This is a genomic window from Streptomyces sp. NPDC127119 (assembly GCF_042677425.1).
Classification (GTDB): domain Bacteria; phylum Actinomycetota; class Actinomycetes; order Streptomycetales; family Streptomycetaceae; genus Streptomyces.
Genome location: NZ_JBHXTO010000013.1, coordinates 1 through 16,746 on the forward strand (window position 1 = coordinate 1; position 16,746 = coordinate 16,746).

19 protein-coding genes are annotated in these 16,746 nt (G+C 70.6%); 12 read left to right on the top strand and 7 right to left on the bottom strand.

Translation table 11 applies throughout. The annotated features are described in order from the left end of the window. Positions 1-208: 208 nt before the first annotated feature. A complete protein-coding gene (locus ACFVH5_RS09010; protein WP_385832974.1) occupies positions 209-1,204 on the bottom strand; it encodes an aldo/keto reductase in 996 nt (331 codons plus the stop codon). Between the two features lie 179 nt (positions 1,205-1,383). Between ACFVH5_RS09010 and ACFVH5_RS09015 the strand changes: the two genes are divergently transcribed. From ACFVH5_RS09015 to ACFVH5_RS09055, 9 genes are all read left to right on the top strand, one after another. Next, on the top strand, positions 1,384-2,244 hold the full coding sequence (locus tag ACFVH5_RS09015; RefSeq protein WP_385832885.1) for a helix-turn-helix transcriptional regulator: 861 nt from the start codon (positions 1,384-1,386) through the stop codon (positions 2,242-2,244). Between the two features lie 327 nt (positions 2,245-2,571). Next, entirely contained in the window at positions 2,572-2,913 is a 342-nt protein-coding gene (locus ACFVH5_RS09020) for a PadR family transcriptional regulator (RefSeq protein WP_384797409.1), read from the top strand. Beyond that, on the top strand, positions 2,910-3,812 hold the full coding sequence (locus ACFVH5_RS09025; protein ID WP_385832886.1) for a hypothetical protein: 903 nt from the start codon (positions 2,910-2,912) through the stop codon (positions 3,810-3,812). Before ACFVH5_RS09020 ends, ACFVH5_RS09025 begins: the two co-directional genes overlap by 4 nt. Positions 3,813-3,953: 141 nt before the next feature. Beyond that, complete coding sequence (locus tag ACFVH5_RS09030; RefSeq protein WP_385832887.1) at positions 3,954-4,805, top strand: DUF4184 family protein; 852 nt, start codon at positions 3,954-3,956, stop codon at positions 4,803-4,805. A gap of 108 nt (positions 4,806-4,913) precedes the next feature. Continuing rightward, positions 4,914-5,408, top strand: coding sequence for a lamin tail domain-containing protein (locus ACFVH5_RS09035; protein ID WP_384797400.1), 495 nt, complete (start codon positions 4,914-4,916; stop codon positions 5,406-5,408). A gap of 112 nt (positions 5,409-5,520) precedes the next feature. Continuing rightward, a complete protein-coding gene (locus tag ACFVH5_RS09040) occupies positions 5,521-6,486 on the top strand; it encodes a bile acid:sodium symporter family protein (RefSeq protein WP_385832888.1) in 966 nt (321 codons plus the stop codon). Positions 6,487-6,614: 128 nt separating this feature from the next. Beyond that, positions 6,615-7,394 carry a DUF1963 domain-containing protein gene (locus tag ACFVH5_RS09045; protein ID WP_385832889.1) on the top strand — a complete coding sequence of 260 codons (780 nt, stop codon included), beginning with the start codon at positions 6,615-6,617 and terminating at the stop codon, positions 7,392-7,394. A 137-nt stretch (positions 7,395-7,531) separates the two neighbouring features. Then, complete coding sequence (locus ACFVH5_RS09050) at positions 7,532-7,840, top strand: hypothetical protein (RefSeq protein WP_385832890.1); 309 nt, start codon at positions 7,532-7,534, stop codon at positions 7,838-7,840. Between the two features lie 504 nt (positions 7,841-8,344). After that, positions 8,345-8,473, top strand: a complete 129-nt coding sequence (locus tag ACFVH5_RS09055; protein WP_384797388.1) for an LPFR motif small protein — start codon at positions 8,345-8,347, stop codon at positions 8,471-8,473. 168 nt (positions 8,474-8,641) lie between these two features. Here the strand turns inward: ACFVH5_RS09055 and ACFVH5_RS09060 are convergent, their stop codons facing one another. The 3 genes from ACFVH5_RS09060 to ACFVH5_RS09070 all read right to left on the bottom strand — a co-directional run bounded on the left by ACFVH5_RS09060 (position 8,642) and on the right by ACFVH5_RS09070 (position 11,427). Further along, a complete protein-coding gene (locus ACFVH5_RS09060) occupies positions 8,642-10,072 on the bottom strand; it encodes a hypothetical protein (protein ID WP_385832891.1) in 1,431 nt (476 codons plus the stop codon). Between the two features lie 202 nt (positions 10,073-10,274). After that, a complete protein-coding gene (locus ACFVH5_RS09065; RefSeq protein ID WP_385832892.1) occupies positions 10,275-11,009 on the bottom strand; it encodes a sensor histidine kinase in 735 nt (244 codons plus the stop codon). Continuing rightward, a complete protein-coding gene (locus ACFVH5_RS09070) occupies positions 10,990-11,427 on the bottom strand; it encodes a hypothetical protein (protein ID WP_385832893.1) in 438 nt (145 codons plus the stop codon). The genes ACFVH5_RS09065 and ACFVH5_RS09070 overlap by 20 nt, the downstream gene beginning before the upstream one ends. 292 nt (positions 11,428-11,719) lie before the next feature. Between ACFVH5_RS09070 and ACFVH5_RS09075 the strand changes: the two genes are divergently transcribed. Then, positions 11,720-12,757 carry a CPBP family intramembrane glutamic endopeptidase gene (locus ACFVH5_RS09075; protein WP_385832894.1) on the top strand — a complete coding sequence of 346 codons (1,038 nt, stop codon included), beginning with the start codon at positions 11,720-11,722 and terminating at the stop codon, positions 12,755-12,757. Here ACFVH5_RS09075 and ACFVH5_RS09080 read toward each other — a convergent pair. Beyond that, complete coding sequence (locus ACFVH5_RS09080) at positions 12,727-13,590, bottom strand: helix-turn-helix transcriptional regulator (RefSeq protein ID WP_385832895.1); 864 nt, start codon at positions 13,588-13,590, stop codon at positions 12,727-12,729. The two genes, ACFVH5_RS09075 and ACFVH5_RS09080, sit on opposite strands and share 31 nt — an antisense overlap. 149 nt (positions 13,591-13,739) lie before the next feature. Here ACFVH5_RS09080 and ACFVH5_RS09085 point away from each other — a divergent pair, with 149 nt between their 5' ends. Then, entirely contained in the window at positions 13,740-13,949 is a 210-nt protein-coding gene (locus tag ACFVH5_RS09085; protein WP_384797373.1) for a 4-oxalocrotonate tautomerase family protein, read from the top strand. 89 nt (positions 13,950-14,038) lie between these two features. Here the strand turns inward: ACFVH5_RS09085 and ACFVH5_RS09090 are convergent, their stop codons facing one another. Together ACFVH5_RS09090 and ACFVH5_RS09095 are read right to left on the bottom strand one after the other, a co-directional pair. Next, complete coding sequence (locus tag ACFVH5_RS09090) at positions 14,039-14,314, bottom strand: hypothetical protein (RefSeq protein WP_385832896.1); 276 nt, start codon at positions 14,312-14,314, stop codon at positions 14,039-14,041. Between the two features lie 62 nt (positions 14,315-14,376). Then, positions 14,377-14,973, bottom strand: a complete 597-nt coding sequence (locus ACFVH5_RS09095; RefSeq protein ID WP_385832897.1) for an SDR family NAD(P)-dependent oxidoreductase — start codon at positions 14,971-14,973, stop codon at positions 14,377-14,379. A gap of 543 nt (positions 14,974-15,516) precedes the next feature. On the opposite strand from ACFVH5_RS09095, the gene ACFVH5_RS09100 reads away from it, so the two are divergent. Beyond that, the gene (locus tag ACFVH5_RS09100) at positions 15,517-16,746 is read left to right on the top strand and encodes a cytochrome P450 (RefSeq protein WP_385832898.1); all 1,230 of its coding nucleotides are present in this window, start codon (positions 15,517-15,519) and stop codon (positions 16,744-16,746) included.

The window sequence follows — 16,746 nt, forward strand, 5'->3', positions numbered from 1 at the left end:
TGATCGCCCTGGTCCTGCACTGCACAGCAAAATGCCCGCACCGGAGCGCGGGCAGGTACTGCGAACCACGACATCTGGGGATGACGCTACACGGCAGAACCGCCCACCACCAGGGACCAAGACCCAAGATCCGAACCGCGTCGCACGACCTGCCCGACACCCCTGTAGGTGACATGATGTCAGCCGCCCGGCAGGCAGTTGCGCGGAGTCAGTTCCCCACGCCGAGGCCGGACATGAATGCGGACGGGTATCGGTCGCCTCGTGCCGAGCCCGGCGGCACCGCCTTCTCGATTTCGGTCAGGTCGTCCGCGGTGAGGTCCACGGCCAGCGCGGGCAGTGCCTCGGCCAGCCGTTCCCGGGTGCGGGCGCCGACCAGCGGCACGATGTCCTCGCCCTGTGCGGCCACCCAGGCGATGGCCAGCTGGGCGACAGTGCACCCCTTCGCCTCGGCGACCCGGCGCAGGGCCTCCACGAGGGTGAGGTTGTGCTCCACATTGCCGTCGGAGAACCGCGGACTGAAGCTGCGGCCGTCACCGGGGCCCGCGGCACGCTCCGCGGACCAGTGCCCGGAGATGAGGCCGCGGCTGAGCACGCCGTACGCGGTCAGGCCGATGCCGAGTTCCCGCAGTGTGGGCAGAACCTCCGCCTCCACCGCACGGGAGATCAGCGAGTACTCGATCTGCAGGTCCGCGACCGGATGCACGGCGTGCGCCCGGCGGACCGTCGCGGCGTCGACCTCCGAGAGACCGAGGTGCCGTACGTATCCGGCGTCGATCATCTCCTTGATCGCGCCGACCGTCTCCTCGATCGGCACGTCAGGGTCCAGTCGGGCCGGCCGGTAGATGTCGATGTGGTCGGTGCCCAGCCGGGTCAGTGAGTAGGCCAGGAAGTTCTTCACCGCCTCGGGGCGGCCGTCGTGCCCGCCGAACCCGGGACCCGGCCCCCGCAGCATGCCGAACTTGACGCTCAGCCGGTAGCTGTCCCGGTCCCGCCCGCGCAGCGCCTCGGCGAGCAGCAGCTCGTTGTGGCCCATCGCGTAGAAGTCGGCGGTGTCGAACAGCGTGACTCCGGCCTCCAGCGCGGCATGCACGGTGGCGATGCTCTCGGCGCGGTCGGCGGCACCGTAGGCCCCGGACATCCCCATCGCGCCCAGGCCCAGCGCGGAGACGGCCGGGCCGGCGCTGCCCAGGGTCCGTGTCGTCATCACGTTCTCCGTCGTCGTCACGTCTTCAGTCGTCGTCACGTCTTCTGTCGTCATCACGTTCTCCTTCGTCGTCGGTCGCCACCCACTGTGGGTCCGCGCGGCCAGGTACGGGAGCGGAGCGTTCATCATGGGAGCGTCGCTCCCTGGCTCCGTCCGCCCGCGCGAGGGACCATGGCTGCATGGAACGTGATCAGCTCGCGGACTTCCTGCGCCGCCGACGGGAGTCGATCCGCCCGGCCGAGGTCGGCATCACCGACGGCCCGCGCCGCCGCACCGCCGGTCTGCGCCGGGAAGAGGTGGCCATGCTCGCCGGCATGTCGGTGGACTACGTCGTACGCCTCGAACAGGGCCGCAGCAGTCAGCCGTCGACGCAACTCCTGGGCGCGCTGGCCCGGGCATTGCGTCTCTCCGACGACGAGCGCGACCACCTCTTCCACCTGGCAGGGCATCGGCCCCCGCCCGCCGAGGGGGTGGCCCGGCTGGCCCGTGCGGGCCTGATCCGTATGCTCGATCTGCTCGGTGACACCCCGGCCCTGGTGCTGTCCGACCTGGGCGAGATCCTCGCCCAGAACCGGACCGCCCTCCTGCTCACGGGCGACCTCACCGACATCTCCGGCGACCGGCGCTACGTCGTGTACCGCTGGTTCACCGATCCCGCCGCCCGTGCCGTCTGTCCGCCCGAGGAGCAGGAGAATCACGGCCGCCGGCTCGTGGCGGACCTGCGCGCGGCGGTCGGCCGCCGATCGGGCGACGCCGCGGTCGCCGGTCTCGTCGAACGGCTGCAAGCCGCGAGCGCCGACTTCCGCCAGCTGTGGACCGAGCACGAGGTGGCGGTCCGGCGCACCGACCGCAAGACCTTCCTGCACCCGAAGGTCGGCCGGCTGACGATGGACTGCGAGACCCTGGTCACCCCCGATCAGGGCCAGCAGCTGCTGGTACTCACTCCGGCGGACGCAGAGGCCCGTGAGCGGCTGGACCTGCTGCGGGTGCTCGGGGTCCAGGAGTTCCCCACGGGACCCACGGGCCCGCCCGTACGGTGAATCAGCTACCCACGGGCCGCCGATTCCCCGCCCCGCCTCGCATCACCCCGCCTCGCATCGCAGCAGGCCAGGAACACACCGGCCCAGCAGCTCAGCTGACACCTGCCCGACTGCCCGACTACCTGGCTACCTGGCTACCTGGCTACCTGGATTCGGTGACGTCCACGTCCGCACCGACACTCCCGCCCACCGCCGGCTCGCCGCCACCGTCGTCGTCGGCCGCGCCCGTGGAAACAAGCGCGCACGGCACCCCTCCCCCAAGGCACCCCTCCGCTTCGGATGCCGTACCGCATTGAGACAGTCCGGCGGAGTGACTATCGTCGAGGGGTGAGTGAGCGTGTGATGCAAGAGCCGACCTTGATGGTGCTGACCGCCCTCGCGGACGCACCGCGACATGGATACGCGATCGCGCAGGAGGTCAAGGCGATGACCGGCGGTCGTGTCGTGCTGCGTACGGGCGCCCTGTACGGGGCCCTGGACCGCCTGCTGGCCGACGGCCTGATCGACATCGAACGCGAGGAGGTCGCCGACGGCCGGGCCCGGCGGATCTTCACCTTGTCCGCGTCAGGACGGGAGCGGCTGACGGCGGAGGCCGAGCGCTTGGCCGCGACCGCGAAGGAAGCCACGCGCCGGCTGTCCGTGACCCGGCCGTCGGCCGCCACCAGTTGATCGAGCACGCGCTGCGGCTGTATCCCGCCGCCTACCGGCGCGCCCATGGCGGGGAGATCGCCGCGACCTACCGCGAGTTGACGGCGAGCGAGCCGCTGGGCTCCCGGCTGCGCGAGGGCGCGGGCCTGGCGGCGCACGCGATGAGGATGCGGCTGGGCCTGGGGCCGACCTCTCCTGCCGCGCGGGTGCTCGCTCTGGCGTACCCCTTCGCCCTGGCCGTCTCCACCGCCGCCTGCGGCCTGCACCTTCTGCGCTGGTACGCCGCCCTGGTCACCTCCCCCACCCCGTTCTGGGTGCAGCTTCGAGTGGACCTGTCCGGGGCGTGGGGTGCGCTGCTCGTCTCGTCGCTGATCGGATGCGTGGGAGCGGCGGCGGCGCTGACCGGCCGGTGGCGCGCGGGGGTGCCCCTCACGGTGGCCGGGCTGCTTTCCTTCGCGGCGGCCTCGGTGGTCAGCGGACCGGCGTACGGTGATCCGGTCGTCACGCCGACCGCGTTCGCCCTGACGGCGGCTGTGGTGCTCGCATGCCCGCCGGACCGACGCCCGGAAGCGACCGAGGGGGGCCGGGCGGGTTCGGCCGGCGCCGTGATCGCGTTCGTCGTCGTGCCGTGCGCGGCCGTCGACGCGCACGCGGTGCCGTGGGTCAGTACCGACTACGGGTGCTGGCCGCTGCTCGTGCTCGCCGCGACCGGTGTCGCGCTGACCTTGCGCAGCGGAACGCGAGGCGGCCTTGAGCTGGGAGTGATGGCTCTGGTGTCCCCGCCCCTGCTCGCCCACGTCTACACCACGGCGTGGGGCGAGACGACTGCCGTCCTGTGGCTCGCGGCCGTACTCGCGGCCTCAGCGGTGATCGCCCCACTGGCCGGCCGCTCGGCACGAACCGGACGCACCGCCCTCTGAACGAAGGCTCTGTACGGCCTACTCACCCGGGCCTTCTTGCCCATCCGAAGATCCTGCCGCGAGCGAGCCTCGCCGGATACTCCGTTTGACGTAGCATTCCGTTCGACGGACTATCTACCGGGTCTGCGCGAGAGGACGCCCATGCCGTTCACCCTGTCCCACCCCGCGGCCGTACTGCCGCTGCTGCGACGACCCTTCGGCCGGACCGCGCTGGTCGCCGGCGCCCTCGCACCGGACATGCCCTACTTCGTGGTCACCACGGGCCTGCCCGTCAGCGCGCAGTCCTGGTACGAACCCTTCGTCAACGCCACGACCTCGCACACCGCTCTCGGCGCCGTCACCGTCTCCCTGCCGTACGCCCTCGCACTCTGGGCCCTGCTCCACCTCGGCCACCGCCCGTTGGCATCCCTGCTGCCGATACCCGCCCCCGGACCACCGCCCCGGACGACTGGCGCGCTGAGCCGTCGGGCCGGGTGGATCGTCCTCTCCGCCCTGATCGGCATCGCCACGCACCTGGCCTGGGACGCCTTCACCCATCACGACGGCTTCTTCGTCACCCATGCGCCCTGGCTCAGCTCCCCACTGGCGGGCAGCCTCACCTGGGCGCGAGCGCTGCAACATGCGAGCACGGTCGGGGGCCTGGCCGTCACCACGGTGTACGTGTGGCGCAGGCGGGCCCACCTCCTCACCGACAAGGTCCACACCGGCCCCAGCAACTCGACGCGGGGCCTCACCGTCCTCGCCATCGCCGCGCTCACGCTCGCCGGAGCGGTCGCCCACGCCTGGTGGCGCGCCGCCACACAAGCGACGCCGACCGGACTGCCGCTCGGCGACGTGATCGAAGGAGTGCTGTCCGACGTGGCGAAGGGCGCGGGCGTCATCCTCATCGGCCTCGGGGTCCTCTACATGGCCGGATGGTGGATCTGGCACACCGTCACATCGGCCCGACGGGCAGTGGATGCCACCCGCCCCACAAGGAGAACCCCTCAGTGAAGCGCAAGTTGAAGCATCCGTCTCCACATTTCGCACACAATGAACGCTTTAAGTTCACATTAGGTATGCTCCAACAGCTTCATCCGCACCACTGAGGGGGGTCTTCTCATGCGCATACGCTCTGCGCTGACCGCAGTTGTCACCATCGGCACCTTTGCCGCGCTCTCCACCGGTACCGCCCAGGCGGCCGAGTACTCGTCCGCACTGAAGGTCAAGGGCGTCCAGTACGACGCACCCGGCACCGACTCGAACCGCTGTTCCGGGGGGAACACGAAGGACGAGTACCTGACCATCAAGAACTACTCCCGCACCGCGACGGTCAACCTCAAGGGTTACGTCGTCAAGGACGCCACCGGGAACAAGTTCACTTTCACGGCCAGCCACAAGCTGGAGCCCGGCGACTACGTGAAGCTGCGCGGCGGGCGCGGCACCGACTCCGACGCCGGCAATGTCGTGTACCGCCAGAACTGCAATTTCATCTGGAACAACGACAAGGACACCATCTACCTGTACAAGCCCAGCGGCGCCAGGGCGGACGTCCACTCGTACACCAAGCGCGCGAACGACCGCGACGGCAACGGTTACATCACGTACCACGGCTGACGCACAGCCTGGGCGTCCTCCCGCCGGACTTCCCGCGGGAGGGCGCCCGGGCCCGTGATCACATCGCGAGACAGGCTTGCATCAACGCCCTGACCAGGCGTTGTCTCTCACGGTGAGTACCGAACGACCCGAACAGCACGTGACCGACAACGACACCGCAGGCGACCGTTCCGCGCGCCGCGCCGTCACCCTCTTCCCCGTCCTCGTTCTCGCCGCGGGCGCCACGGGGCTGCTGCTCCCGGGCAGCTTCGCCGGCTGGGGCGAGTCGGTGCCGTACCTGCTGGGTGTGGTGATGTTCTGCATGGGCGTCACGATGACCCCGCAGGACTTCCGCGGTGTCGCCAGACGGCCCTGGGCGGTGGCCCTCGGACTGGTCGCGCACTACGTCATCATGCCGGGACTCGGCTGGCTCATCGCCCACCTGCTGCAACTCCCGCCGCAGCTCGCGGCGGGCGTCATCCTCGTCGGCTGCGCCCCCAGCGGCACCGCTTCCAACGTGGTGACGTATCTGGCACGCGGTGACGTGGCGCTGTCGGTCTCCGTGGCCACCGTCTCCACCCTCGTCGCCCCGCTCGTCACTCCGCCGCTGACGCTGCTGCTCGCGGGCGAGTACCTGCCCGTCGACGCCGGTTCGATGGTCGTCGACATCCTCAAGACCGTGCTGCTGCCGGTCCTCGCGGGGCTCGCCGTCCGGCTGCTGGCGAGCCGCTATGTGCAACGAGCCCTGCCGGTGCTGCCCTGGCTGTCCGCCGTGACCATCGGGGTGATCGTGACCGTGGTGGTGGCGGGCAGCGCCGACGCCATCAAGTCGGCGGCCCTGCTGGTGTTCGTCGCCGTCGTGCTCCACAACGGTCTCGGGCTGGCACTCGGCTACGGCGCGGGCCGGCTCACCAGGATGGGCGAGCCGGCGAGCCGCGCCATGGCCTTCGAGGTCGGCATGCAGAACTCGGGGCTGGCGGCTTCGCTGGCCACCGCCCACTTCAGCCCGCTGGCCGCGCTGCCCGCCGCCGTCTTCTCCGTCTGGCACAACATCTCCGGCGCCCTGGCCGCCGCCTGGCTGTCACGCCGCCGACACTGACCGTCCCACCGGATTCGGATTCGGATCCGGATCCGGCGACGGGATGGCGCGGCGGTGGGTTCGGCGGGCCGAGGCCGAAGGGGCCGGTGGTCCGCGGCTTGTCAGTGGCTGGTGGCACGATCGCGGGCATGACATCGATCGACGAGCAGTTCGTTCGCGAGACAGCCGCCGCGTACGGCGTTCCCGGCCCCGTGGCACAGGAGTTGACGGCCCGATCGCGGCCGTGCATCTACCTGGTGCCGTACGAGGAACTTCCCACGTCCCAGCAGGCGAACGCCCGCCCGGCCGCGCGAACGGGCGGGCTCCCCTCCCTGCCGGACGGGGTGGACTGGCCCGACGGGAAAGGGCCGTTGGTGCTCAGCGTCGACTGCGAGGCCCTGCCCCACGGCGCTCTGGACATCGAACTGCCCGCCGACGGCCACCTGTTGCTCTTCACCGAGATCGAGTACCCGCCGGAGTCGTCCGTGGTGGTGCACGTTCCTGCCGGAACGCCCACCTCCGAGCGCGCCGCGACGTACGAGTTCGACGGTGAGCCCATGCAGGTGACGGTCTATGAACCACAGACCCTGTACCCCCTGGCCGGACTCACCCTCGACGAGGACTGGCGGGACTCGCCGGCCACCCGCGCCTTCCTGGAGGACGGCGGAAAGGGTGACGCGCTGGACAGTTTCGAGGAGGCCGTCCTCGACGCGGCCTCCGGCGGGGCCCGCCCAGGCGTCTGCGTGCAGATCGGCGGCTTCTCCAACTCGTGGGACGTGGCACCGGACGAGGGCGACCTCGTACTCCTCGCGCAGATGGCCGGGCAGGCGATCGACTACAACGTCTACACGATGAACCTGATCGTGGGCACCCGCGAGGACATCGCCGCCGGGCGGTACGCCAACCTCCAGTACGAGCAACAGTGCTGACGTCGAACAGACAGCGCCCGCTCTGACCTGTTCGGTGTGGGCGCATGCAGATTTAGTGGCGTATGCGTAGGCATGATCTCCGTGCTCGGGGGCACCCGAGTCCGGTGCCCTATGTATCTACGGAGCTCGTCGCGCAGGTGAGGTTTGCTCTGGTTCAGGCCGGCTTCCAGGTACTGAGCGACACGGAGCTCGGTGTTCCCGGATTGCGGGTGACCGAGGTGTCGGCCGGCGCCCTGGTCAGCTGGACGGCCTCGGACGAATTCGCCTCGCTGGCCCGTGAGCGGAGCGGCTGCCCTTCGAGCGACGACAGCATGAGGGTGATCGTGAAGGTCGCCGTGTCAGGGCTGCTGCTGCGGCTCGGACACAGCGTCGCCGAACCAGCGGCCGACGGCGACCTGCTCGTGCTCGCCGACGCGATCTCCGCGCCGGACGGCAGCGACCGATAGGCGGGTGTCCACCGGCAGCTATTTTCACGGGAAAGCCGTGGTGAGCGCTCGGCGGACGAATGCCCCGGTTCGGTGTGCGGACATGTCGCGCCCAGGGTGGGACGCTGGTCGTGGCCGGCCGCTGACGCGCGGGTGCGCGGCAACGGCCGGAAGGCGCGAGGGACCGAAGATCTCCCCCGGCTCGGACCTCGCGCGAGGCGCCCTCCCGGCGGTGCGAGATGGCGGGAGTTGCCTCTCTGGGCGCGCCTGGAGGACGAAGGCCGGAGCCGCGTAGTCGGCGATGCGGCTCCGGCCGGCCTCGACGTCCGGCTACTGCCCGGGGCCCAAAAGCGCGCGGCATGGACCACGGCCCCACGCCTCGTCAGACACCGACGCCGACGCATGGCTATATGCCCGCAAGCTGGGCCGGTTTCCTCCACCGATCACCGGGCACCCGTCGGATGATCGGCCGTACAGCGGCAAGCCAGACCCGGCGCACTGCGCCCAGAAGTACGGAGGACCACCGTGTTGAAGGCCATCGCAGATGTCATTCGCTCCATCGGCGGAGCCATCGCCACCGTCGTCACCCTGCCTTTCCGTGCCGTGGCACGCCTGTTCGGCGGCGCATCGAGCTCGGCCCACGGACACCACTGACAGACGGGGCCCCGAGCGCGCGGTGACGCGCCGCCCCTCCCCCTCACGCATGCCCGGCTGGAACCCCCGTCCAGCCGGGCATGCGTATGCCGTGGTCCATGATTGTCGACGCAGACCTATCCGTGCCCCTCGGGCAGCCGATGCGCGGGGATGGTGGATTCCTTGCCCTCATGAGCCTTCGCACGCGGCGCGGACCTCGTCCAGCAGCGCCTGATAGTCCTCGCCGTAGGTGACCACGGCCGCGTAGACGGCGTCCAGGGCCGCCTGCAGCGGATCGGCTTCGGCGGCACCGGTCACGGCGGGCAACGCCATGTGCGGCTGCGACACCCGCAGGGACGGATCCGGCGGACCCATCGTCACCATCACGCCGTACTCGGCCGATTCGTCGGTCGGCGGGTGTCGAAGGCCCGGCTGATCCGGCAGTCCTGGCAGATCCGGCAGTTGCGGCAGTTGCGGCAGGCCTTGCGCAAGCGGCGAAAGCGGTACGGCGACGGCCGGACCCAGTTCCTTGGGCCGTGGCGCGGGCTGCGGCTCGAGGGCGGGAGCGACCGCGAGTACGTGTCTTCCTGCGCGTAGACGCGCTCCGAGGATCTCGGGTGGGTCGAAAGGAGGTCGCTCAGGCGGGATGGCCTGGCCGACGGTCCGGTGGGGGACGCCCGGGTCGCGTTGCAGGGTCTCCCACAGGTGTGCGGTGTCGTCGAAGGGTGACGGCAGCGGGCGCCCCTCGTCCAGGGCCGTGAGCGCGGCCGCAACCCAGTCCAGGCCGTCGAGACCGGCGGCGGCGCACGCGCGCCGAGCGGCCAACAACGCCACACCACGCTGGCGTTCGGGCCCCACTGCATCCAGTGTGTGCACCAGGTCGGCGTCGAAACCGAGCAGCCCGCGGACGTTTCCACGGACGGCACGCAAGGCCTCGCTGGGCAACCGGCCGCCCCAGCGCCGCTGTTCGGCCGCGAGCAGCCGCTTCCGCTCGGCCTGCTCCTGCGCCTCACGGACCTGGCGCTCGGCCTCCGCACGCTCCTCGGGAGTGGGAGGCGGTGGCTGCTTCCTGGCGTAGTCGTGCCAGTACGCGGCGATCTCCGCGGTCTGGCGGACCACCCGGTCCGGGCCTGGCGGTGCGGGCCAGAACTGCAGCAGGTAGGAGTCCACCTGCGGCTCCTCCGATGTCCGAGTGTCCCGCCGCCGGGCCTGGTCCATGCCACGGCCGCAGTAGCGCACCCGGTAGTCGATCTCGGCCAGGTCCAGTTCCCAACTGGCCTCACCCGCCCATTGCGTCAGGGTGCTCCGCTCGGACACCGGATGAAAGGAGACCTCCACGACCTCCTCCCACACCGGATCCACCGGCGGAGCCTCGTCGTGCACCTCGACGGTGAAGCCGACCGAGCCGGTGTGCAGACCGGTCGACAGCCACAGCGCACCGGGGATCGCGGCTCCGCACAGCCCGGATGCCTGACCCGCGAACGCCTCCGTCAGACCCGGGCCGAAACTCTCCGGGTCGCTCTCGACATAGATCTGACTGTAGTGCACATGCACTTCGCCCTCGACCGGCCTGCGCACCACTACGACCTCCCCCGCACCCAGGTCTGCCGACGGTGGCACGCGCCGCCATCCGTCACAGGCCAAGGACCAGCGGATGACCGTAAGCGAGTGATCGGTGGATCAAGGGAGAGAGGACCACGAGAATCCCCCGGACATGCGTGCGCCGGCGTCCAGTTGTAAGCCATGTCCAGCAGCCTAGAGACCGCCACTGACAACGACTGGTCGGCGGCGGCCCGTACGGCGGGGACGGGCGTACAGCTGGTCACGACGCGATGGGCTTCGGTCTCTCGTGGGGTGTGGGCTGTGGCAGTGGTAGTCGGGCCATCACCCTGAAGCCTCCTTCCGGGCGCGCGCCCGCGGTGAACTGGCCCTGCAGCAGGGCGACTCGCTCGCGCATGCCGGCGAGGCCGTAGCCAGCGTGGGATGCGTCGTTGCCCGGTCCGCGGCCGGTGTCGGTGATCTCCAGAGTCAACTCCGTGTCCCGGTGGTCGACACGTACCAGGCACGAGTGGGCACCCGCGTGTCTGACCACGTTGGTGACCGACTCCTGGACGATGCGGTACGCCGACAGGTCGATGTCCGGCGGCAGGGGCCGTCGCCGACCGTGCCACTGCACGACGACGCGCACCCCCGCCGCCGTGGTGGCCGCGGCCAGCCCGTCGATGTCCGACAGGCTCGGTGCTTCATGCGGTGAAGCGCCCGCGGTGTCCGCCTGGCGCAGCGCGCCGAGCATCCTGCGCAGGCCGGACAGCGTCTCCCGGCTCGCGTTCTCGACCTCGCCGAGTGCTTCCCTGGCCCGGGCCGGTTGCGTGTCGATGACGCGGCGGGCGGCACCCGCCTGGAGGGCGACGATGCCGATGGTGTGCGCGACGATGTCGTGCAACTCGCGCGCTATGCGCAGACGTTCGGCCGTGGTGGCCTGGACGGCGGCCTGGGCCCTGGACTGCTCGGCATGGAGCCGGGACTGCCGGGCGGAATTACCGAGGAGCCAGGCCACGAACACCGTGAGGGCAACGGCCAGTTGCGCCGATGTGTTGATGCTGCCCCCCCGACAGCCGTACCGTCAGCGGGATCATCAGTACGGTGAGTGCCATCCCTGCCGCGCAGGCCGAGGTGCGTCGCGCGGTGGAGGCCGCGACGAAGTACAGGGCGACGTCCGGCGCCAGGAACTGCACCAGCGGAAACTCGTCGGCCTGGCCGAGGAGCGCCGCTCCGAAGGCAGAGCCCAGCAGCAGGAGGCCGTAGGCCACGAGCGGGCGACCGCGCAGGAGCCGGCAGGCTGTCAGCACGAGGGCGGCGGCGCCCAGCAGGATCGGGGCGCTCACATACGTCAGGTCGAAGCCGGGGACGATCTGGCCGTCGCGGACGTAGTCGCCCGGCAGGACGAAGAACTCGTCGACGCACGCGAAACCCATGGCCCCGCCCCAGACGACCGCCGTCCAGTGACCGGGCGACAGGCGCCTGAGCAGCGGCGTCGACCTGGATGCGCTGACATGGCGCGAGCATAGGGGCGCTCGTGGTGCCGGAGCATCGGTCTGCGGGCTTACCTCCTCGGGTGACAGTCCGGTGCCGGGCCGTGAAGCCGCTGTCCCGCCCGATACGGGACCCCGTTTTCCGCCGTGCGCGGGCCTTCTCTATCCCGAGACAGAGTCCCCGTTCCTGCCTCAGGCCGACGCCCGGGCGGTGGGCCGAAGGGAGACTTGTGCCATGAGCTTCTCGACAACCCCTCCCGTCCCCACCGGAGTTCTCAGCACCGGCCACCCTCTGCCCTACCACCGCCTGGCCCATGTGACCGGAAGACACCGCTGGTGGCGCCCGCTGGTCGGGACCGTGACGGTGATCGGCACGTGGCTTCTGCTGTTCATGGTGGTGTACTTCGTGTCCTACGGGGTGGGCACTGCCAAGGGATACCCCGAGGACTCCGATGAAGCCATCGACTTCGGCCCCACGCTGAACACCGCCCTGGACCTCACCTACCTGGCTGTGCTCATTCCCGTGGTGCTGCTGGTGGTGCGATGGGTGGGGCGCCGCCCGGCGGGGACGGTCTCCTCCGTCCAGGGTCGGCTGCGGCTGCGCCGACTGGGCCAGTACGTACTGCTCGCGCTGCCCCTCGTGGCGGCGGGTATGGGCGCCATGTTGCTCGTACCGGTCGATGGTGAGGTGACGGGCACGGGCAGTGAGGTCTGGGTCGGCCTGGACCGGTATCTGCCCGCGCTCGCCATGCTCATCGTGCTGGTGCCGCTCCAGGCAGCCGCGGAGGAGTACGCCTTCCGGGGCTGGCTGCTGCAAGCGGTGGGCGGCCTCTTCCGGTCGCCGTGGATCGCGGTGCTGCCGCAGGCGGTGCTCTTCGCGGCGGCCCACGGCTGGGGCACTCCGGAGGGGTTCGCCGACATGGTCGTCTTCGGCGTCCTGGCCGGCTGGCTGACGGTGCGTACCGGCGGCCTCGAAGCGGCCATCGCGCTGCACGCCGTGAACAACCTGATGTCGTTCGCGCTGTCCGCGGCCTTCGTCGGCGGACTCGACTCCGACGAGACCGCGGCCGATCTGCCCTGGCAACTGGCGGCCATCGACATCACGGTGATCGTCGTCTTCACGGCGGTGGTGCTGTGGCTCGACCGTCGGCGCGCCCGTTCCCTCGGCGCCCCGGACGCGCACCCCGTCCCTGAAGGCGACCTTGAAGGCGCCCCTCAAGGTGCCGGTGCGTCGCAACACGCTCAGCGTGTGGTGGGTTCGACGACTTCCTGAGTGCCGATCACCGCGAGCAGGTCGAGCAGGTCTGCGCTGTCGGTGCCGACCGCGGGGGTGAACCAGAGCAGCCGCTGCCGGCCGTCCTCGCTGAACAGGTTGAGGCAGTTGACCTCGATGAGGCCCAGCGTGCGGTGGTTGAGCCGTTTGCGGTCGTCCCGCCGGAACGCCACGTCGTGAACGGCCCACAGCGCGGCGAATTCGGCGGAGGTGTCGAGCAGGAAGCTGATCAGCGAACGGGCTTCGAGGTCCTTCTTCTCCCGCCGGGCGGCGGCTGCCCGCAGATCGGCGACGAAGGCCCGGGACTGCGCCTCATGGTCGGCTTCGGGGTACAGCCGCCGGGTGTCGGGCTCGGAGAACCACCGGTGGACGAGGCTGGCCCGGGCGCCGCGAAAACCTGAGTGGTCACCCAGCAGGGCCACGGCGAGCGGATTCTGTACGAGGGTGACGTGCAGGTCGGTGATGACCTGGGCGGGGGTCGACGTCAGACGGTTCAGCAGGTCGAGCATGCCGGGATGGACGTGCGAGGCGGGTCCCCCGGACACGGGTACCGGCCGGCCCGCCAGCCGGTAGAGGTAGTCGCGCTCGTCGGCGGTCAGGCGCAGAGCCCTGGCCAGTGCGGCGAGCATCTGCTCGGACGGCTGGGATCCCGCTCCCCGTTCGAGCTCGTTGTAGTAGTCCACGGATGCTCCCGCGAGCTGGGCGACCTCGTCGCGGCGAAGCCCCGGCACCCGGCGCCGGGGTCCGGAGGGGAACCCGACGTCGGTCGGGCGGATGCGGTCGCGCCGCGACCGCAGGAAGGCCCCCAGTTCGGTGTACTTCGCAGAACCCATGTCGTCCAGTGTGTGCCCGGCCGGGTCATGGACCCAGGGGATGACATCCCCTGGTTGCGCCGGCCGGAGTCGCCCATGGTTGAGGACGTGGCCACGAACCGGCCAAGACTTCAGGACACCGCAACACGAACCATCCGAGGAGACACACCATGCCTTTCGCCAACTTCAAGCTCCTCGCCGGGACCATCAGCGCCGAGGACAAGAAGAAGATCGTGGAACGCACCACCGACCTGTACGCGGAGATCTACGGTGAGCGGGCCCGCGCCACCACGGTCGTACTCATCGACGAGGTCGCCGACGGCGGCTGGGGCGTCGGCGGCAACGTCCTGACCGCCGCGATGGTGAACGGCGACGCCTGACTGCGGTCATCCGGGGGCGGGGGCACTGGTGGCGCAGTTCCCCGTACGCCTGGGTCTGTCGGCCCCTCCGGCGTCACGGGACGAGCGTGTCAGGGGCTGTCGCCCGACCAGTCGAAGTGGTTCGGCGCGGTCGGGCGGGGGTCGTACAGGGCTCGGCCGCCGGGGCCGAAGTGGCCGAGTTCGGTGGACAGGGCGGCGCCCTCGGCGATCTGGTCCGGCGTCCAGTCGGTGACGTCCAGGAGCAGGCCGTCCAGGGGGCCGCCGACCAGGGAGACGTAGGAGCGGCCCGGGCGGGGGCCCGGATCGGGGTCGTCGTGGTCGTGGCCGTATATCCGGCCGCGCAGCAGTTGCTCGTCGCCATTCACGACATTCAGCTTTCCACCCGCCACTGACAATGGGGTCCCACCTGCGGCGCAGGGGGCATCTGTCAGGGACGCGGCTTGGCCGCACGGGCGTGGCGGGCGGCCTTGAACGATTCCGGCAGGAAGCGGTGGCCGAGGGCGGTACGGCGGGTGGTGACGCTGACGCCGTGCTCCTTGAGTTCTTCGCGCAGGCCGAGGGCGAACATGCGGGTGAAGACGCGGGAGGGCCCGTAGACCGTCTCGTAGGGCGTGGGCAGCATGGCGGACAGCGACGAGGTGATCAGGATGCGGCCCTTGCCGTTGGCGGCCCTGTGCCGGGCGACGTGCTTGGCCAGGTGCACGACGGAGGTGACGTTCAGCTCGATCAGGCTGAGTTCGTCGTCGAGGTCGGTGTCGAGGAAGGCTCCGCCGATGCTGCGCCCGGCGTTCAGAACCGCGGCGTCCAGCGGCCGGCCCGTCTTCTCCACCGCACGCCAGACGGCCTCGACGCCGTCGGCCCGGGCGAGATCGGCGCGTACGGGAATGACGTCCGTGCCGTGCCGGGCCAGCTCGGTGGCTGCCGTTTCGGTCTCCTCACTGCGTCCGGTGGCCACCAGGCCGTAGCCGTTGAGGGCGAACAGGAACGCCAGTTCGTAACCGATGCCGGAGGAGGCTCCGGTCACCAGGGCGAGGGGTCGAGGGTGGCGGGGCTGTGCACGGGGTGCTCCGTTTCGTGGAGGGGGAAGGGGCGGCCTCGAAGGTGGGGTGGCGGTGGTCCGGTCCGTGTTCCACGTCGTCCACGCGCGGCACCTCGGCGATCGCCGGCATGACGCCGTCCGACGGAGTGATGTCGTGTCCCTGCTCCAACCGGGTGCAGTAGCCCGTGCTCACCCCGGCCGGCTGCGCGGCCTCTTCCCTGCGCGGGCCCGGCACACGCCGGTACGCGCCGGGCTCGGGCAGCCCCGTGGGCTGCGGGCCGATCCGGGTGCGGCAGCGGTGGAGGAACCGGCTGAGGTCGACGTTGCAGGGCATGTCCTCCATCGTCCCTGCTCCCGGCGGGTCCCACAGGGGCCGAGGGTGGGTCGCCGCGTGCTGGGAAAGCGCGGCCTTGACGGGCGTCGTGCGTCTGAGGAGCCTCGAAGGGAGGTGATGGTCCATCAGGTGAGTGCGAGGCCGCGGCGCGGACCGCGCTTGCTGCTCGCTGCCCGTAAGGGAGGAGTCCGAGAGTGTCGGAGGATGCGATGTCCCATGACGAGACGGCCCGCGATGCGATGACGTTCCCCTTTCCGCCGGGGCCTCACGGCGGGCCGCCCGACGCGTACGCCGACCGGCGAAGCGCCTGCCCTCTGGCCCCCGTGGTCCTGCCCAGCGGCGACGAAGTCCTGCTGGCCACCGCCTACGACGACGTGCGCGCGGTCCTCGGGGATCAGCGCTTCAGTCGCAACCTTCGCTACGCGGGCGCCCCACGCATGCTGCCCGCCGCCGACTTCTCCGACGATCCGCACGCGCTGGTCAACATGGACCCGCCCGAACACACGCGGCTGCGGCGGATCGTACAGGCGGCCTTCACACCCCGGCGGGCCGAGAACCGGCGTACTCGAATCCAAGCCGTCGCGGACGAGCTGCTCGCGGAGATGCGGGCGGGCGGGCCTCCGGCAGATCTGATGACCGCCTTCGCCTTCCCGTTACCGATCGACATCATCTGCGATCTGCTCGGTGTGCCGACTCGGGACAGTCCTCTGTTCCGTGGGTGGTCGGACATGTTCCTGTCCACGAATACCGCCGCGGCACCGGAACGCGCCAAGGCCGGCGCGGAGTTCGCCGCGTACGTCGACGACCTCGTCGCCGCCCGTCGCAGCGCGCCCGGTGAGGACCTGCTCGACGAGCTGATCAGCGCTCATGACGAGGACGACCGGCTCAGCGAGGTCGAGTTGGCCCGTATCGTCCGGGGGCTGATCATCGCGGGCCACGAGACCACCGGCAATGTCATCGGCCGTGGCGTCCTCGCCCTCCTGCGGCACCCGGACCAGCTCGCCGCGCTGCGCGAGGATCCGGCGCTCCTGCCCAGCGCCGTCGAGGAGATCCTCCGTACGGAGGTTCCCGGGCATGGAGGTCTGCTGCGCGTGGCCACCGACGCGCTCTCGCTTCCGTCGGGAGGCGCAGTCGGCAGAGGGCAGGGGGTGCTCGCTCCTGTCGTGGCCGCGAACTACGATTCCGAGCACTTCCCGGACCCGGAGACGTTCGATGTCCGGCGTGCCGACAACAAGCACATCGCCTTCGGGCACGGCCCCCATTTCTGCCTGGGCGCCAATCTCGCGCGCGTCGAGTTGCAGGTCGCCATCGGGTCGGTGATCCGCGAGTTCCCCGGCCTCGGGCTCGTCGGCGGCGCGCAGGAACTCACGTGGATCAGCGGAAGCCGGGTCTGCTGCGTTTCGCGCCTTCCCGTCAGCTGGTAG

What these genes read in the sequence shown, in the direction of transcription:
- ACFVH5_RS09015 (WP_385832885.1), top strand. Translation starts at nt 1,384, where the DNA reads ATGGAACGTGATCAGCTCGCGGACTTCCTGCGCCGCCGACGGGAGTCG.
- ACFVH5_RS09075 (WP_385832894.1), top strand. Translation starts at nt 11,720, where the DNA reads ATGAGCTTCTCGACAACCCCTCCCGTCCCCACCGGAGTTCTCAGCACC.
- ACFVH5_RS09035 (WP_384797400.1), top strand. Translation starts at nt 4,914, where the DNA reads ATGCGCATACGCTCTGCGCTGACCGCAGTTGTCACCATCGGCACCTTT.
- ACFVH5_RS09010 (WP_385832974.1), bottom strand. Translation starts at nt 1,204, where the DNA reads ATGACGACACGGACCCTGGGCAGCGCCGGCCCGGCCGTCTCCGCGCTG.
- ACFVH5_RS09030 (WP_385832887.1), top strand. Translation starts at nt 3,954, where the DNA reads ATGCCGTTCACCCTGTCCCACCCCGCGGCCGTACTGCCGCTGCTGCGA.
- ACFVH5_RS09080 (WP_385832895.1), bottom strand. Translation starts at nt 13,590, where the DNA reads ATGGGTTCTGCGAAGTACACCGAACTGGGGGCCTTCCTGCGGTCGCGG.
- ACFVH5_RS09070 (WP_385832893.1), bottom strand. Translation starts at nt 11,427, where the DNA reads ATGGGTTTCGCGTGCGTCGACGAGTTCTTCGTCCTGCCGGGCGACTAC.
- ACFVH5_RS09045 (WP_385832889.1), top strand. Translation starts at nt 6,615, where the DNA reads ATGACATCGATCGACGAGCAGTTCGTTCGCGAGACAGCCGCCGCGTAC.
- ACFVH5_RS09085 (WP_384797373.1), top strand. Translation starts at nt 13,740, where the DNA reads ATGCCTTTCGCCAACTTCAAGCTCCTCGCCGGGACCATCAGCGCCGAG.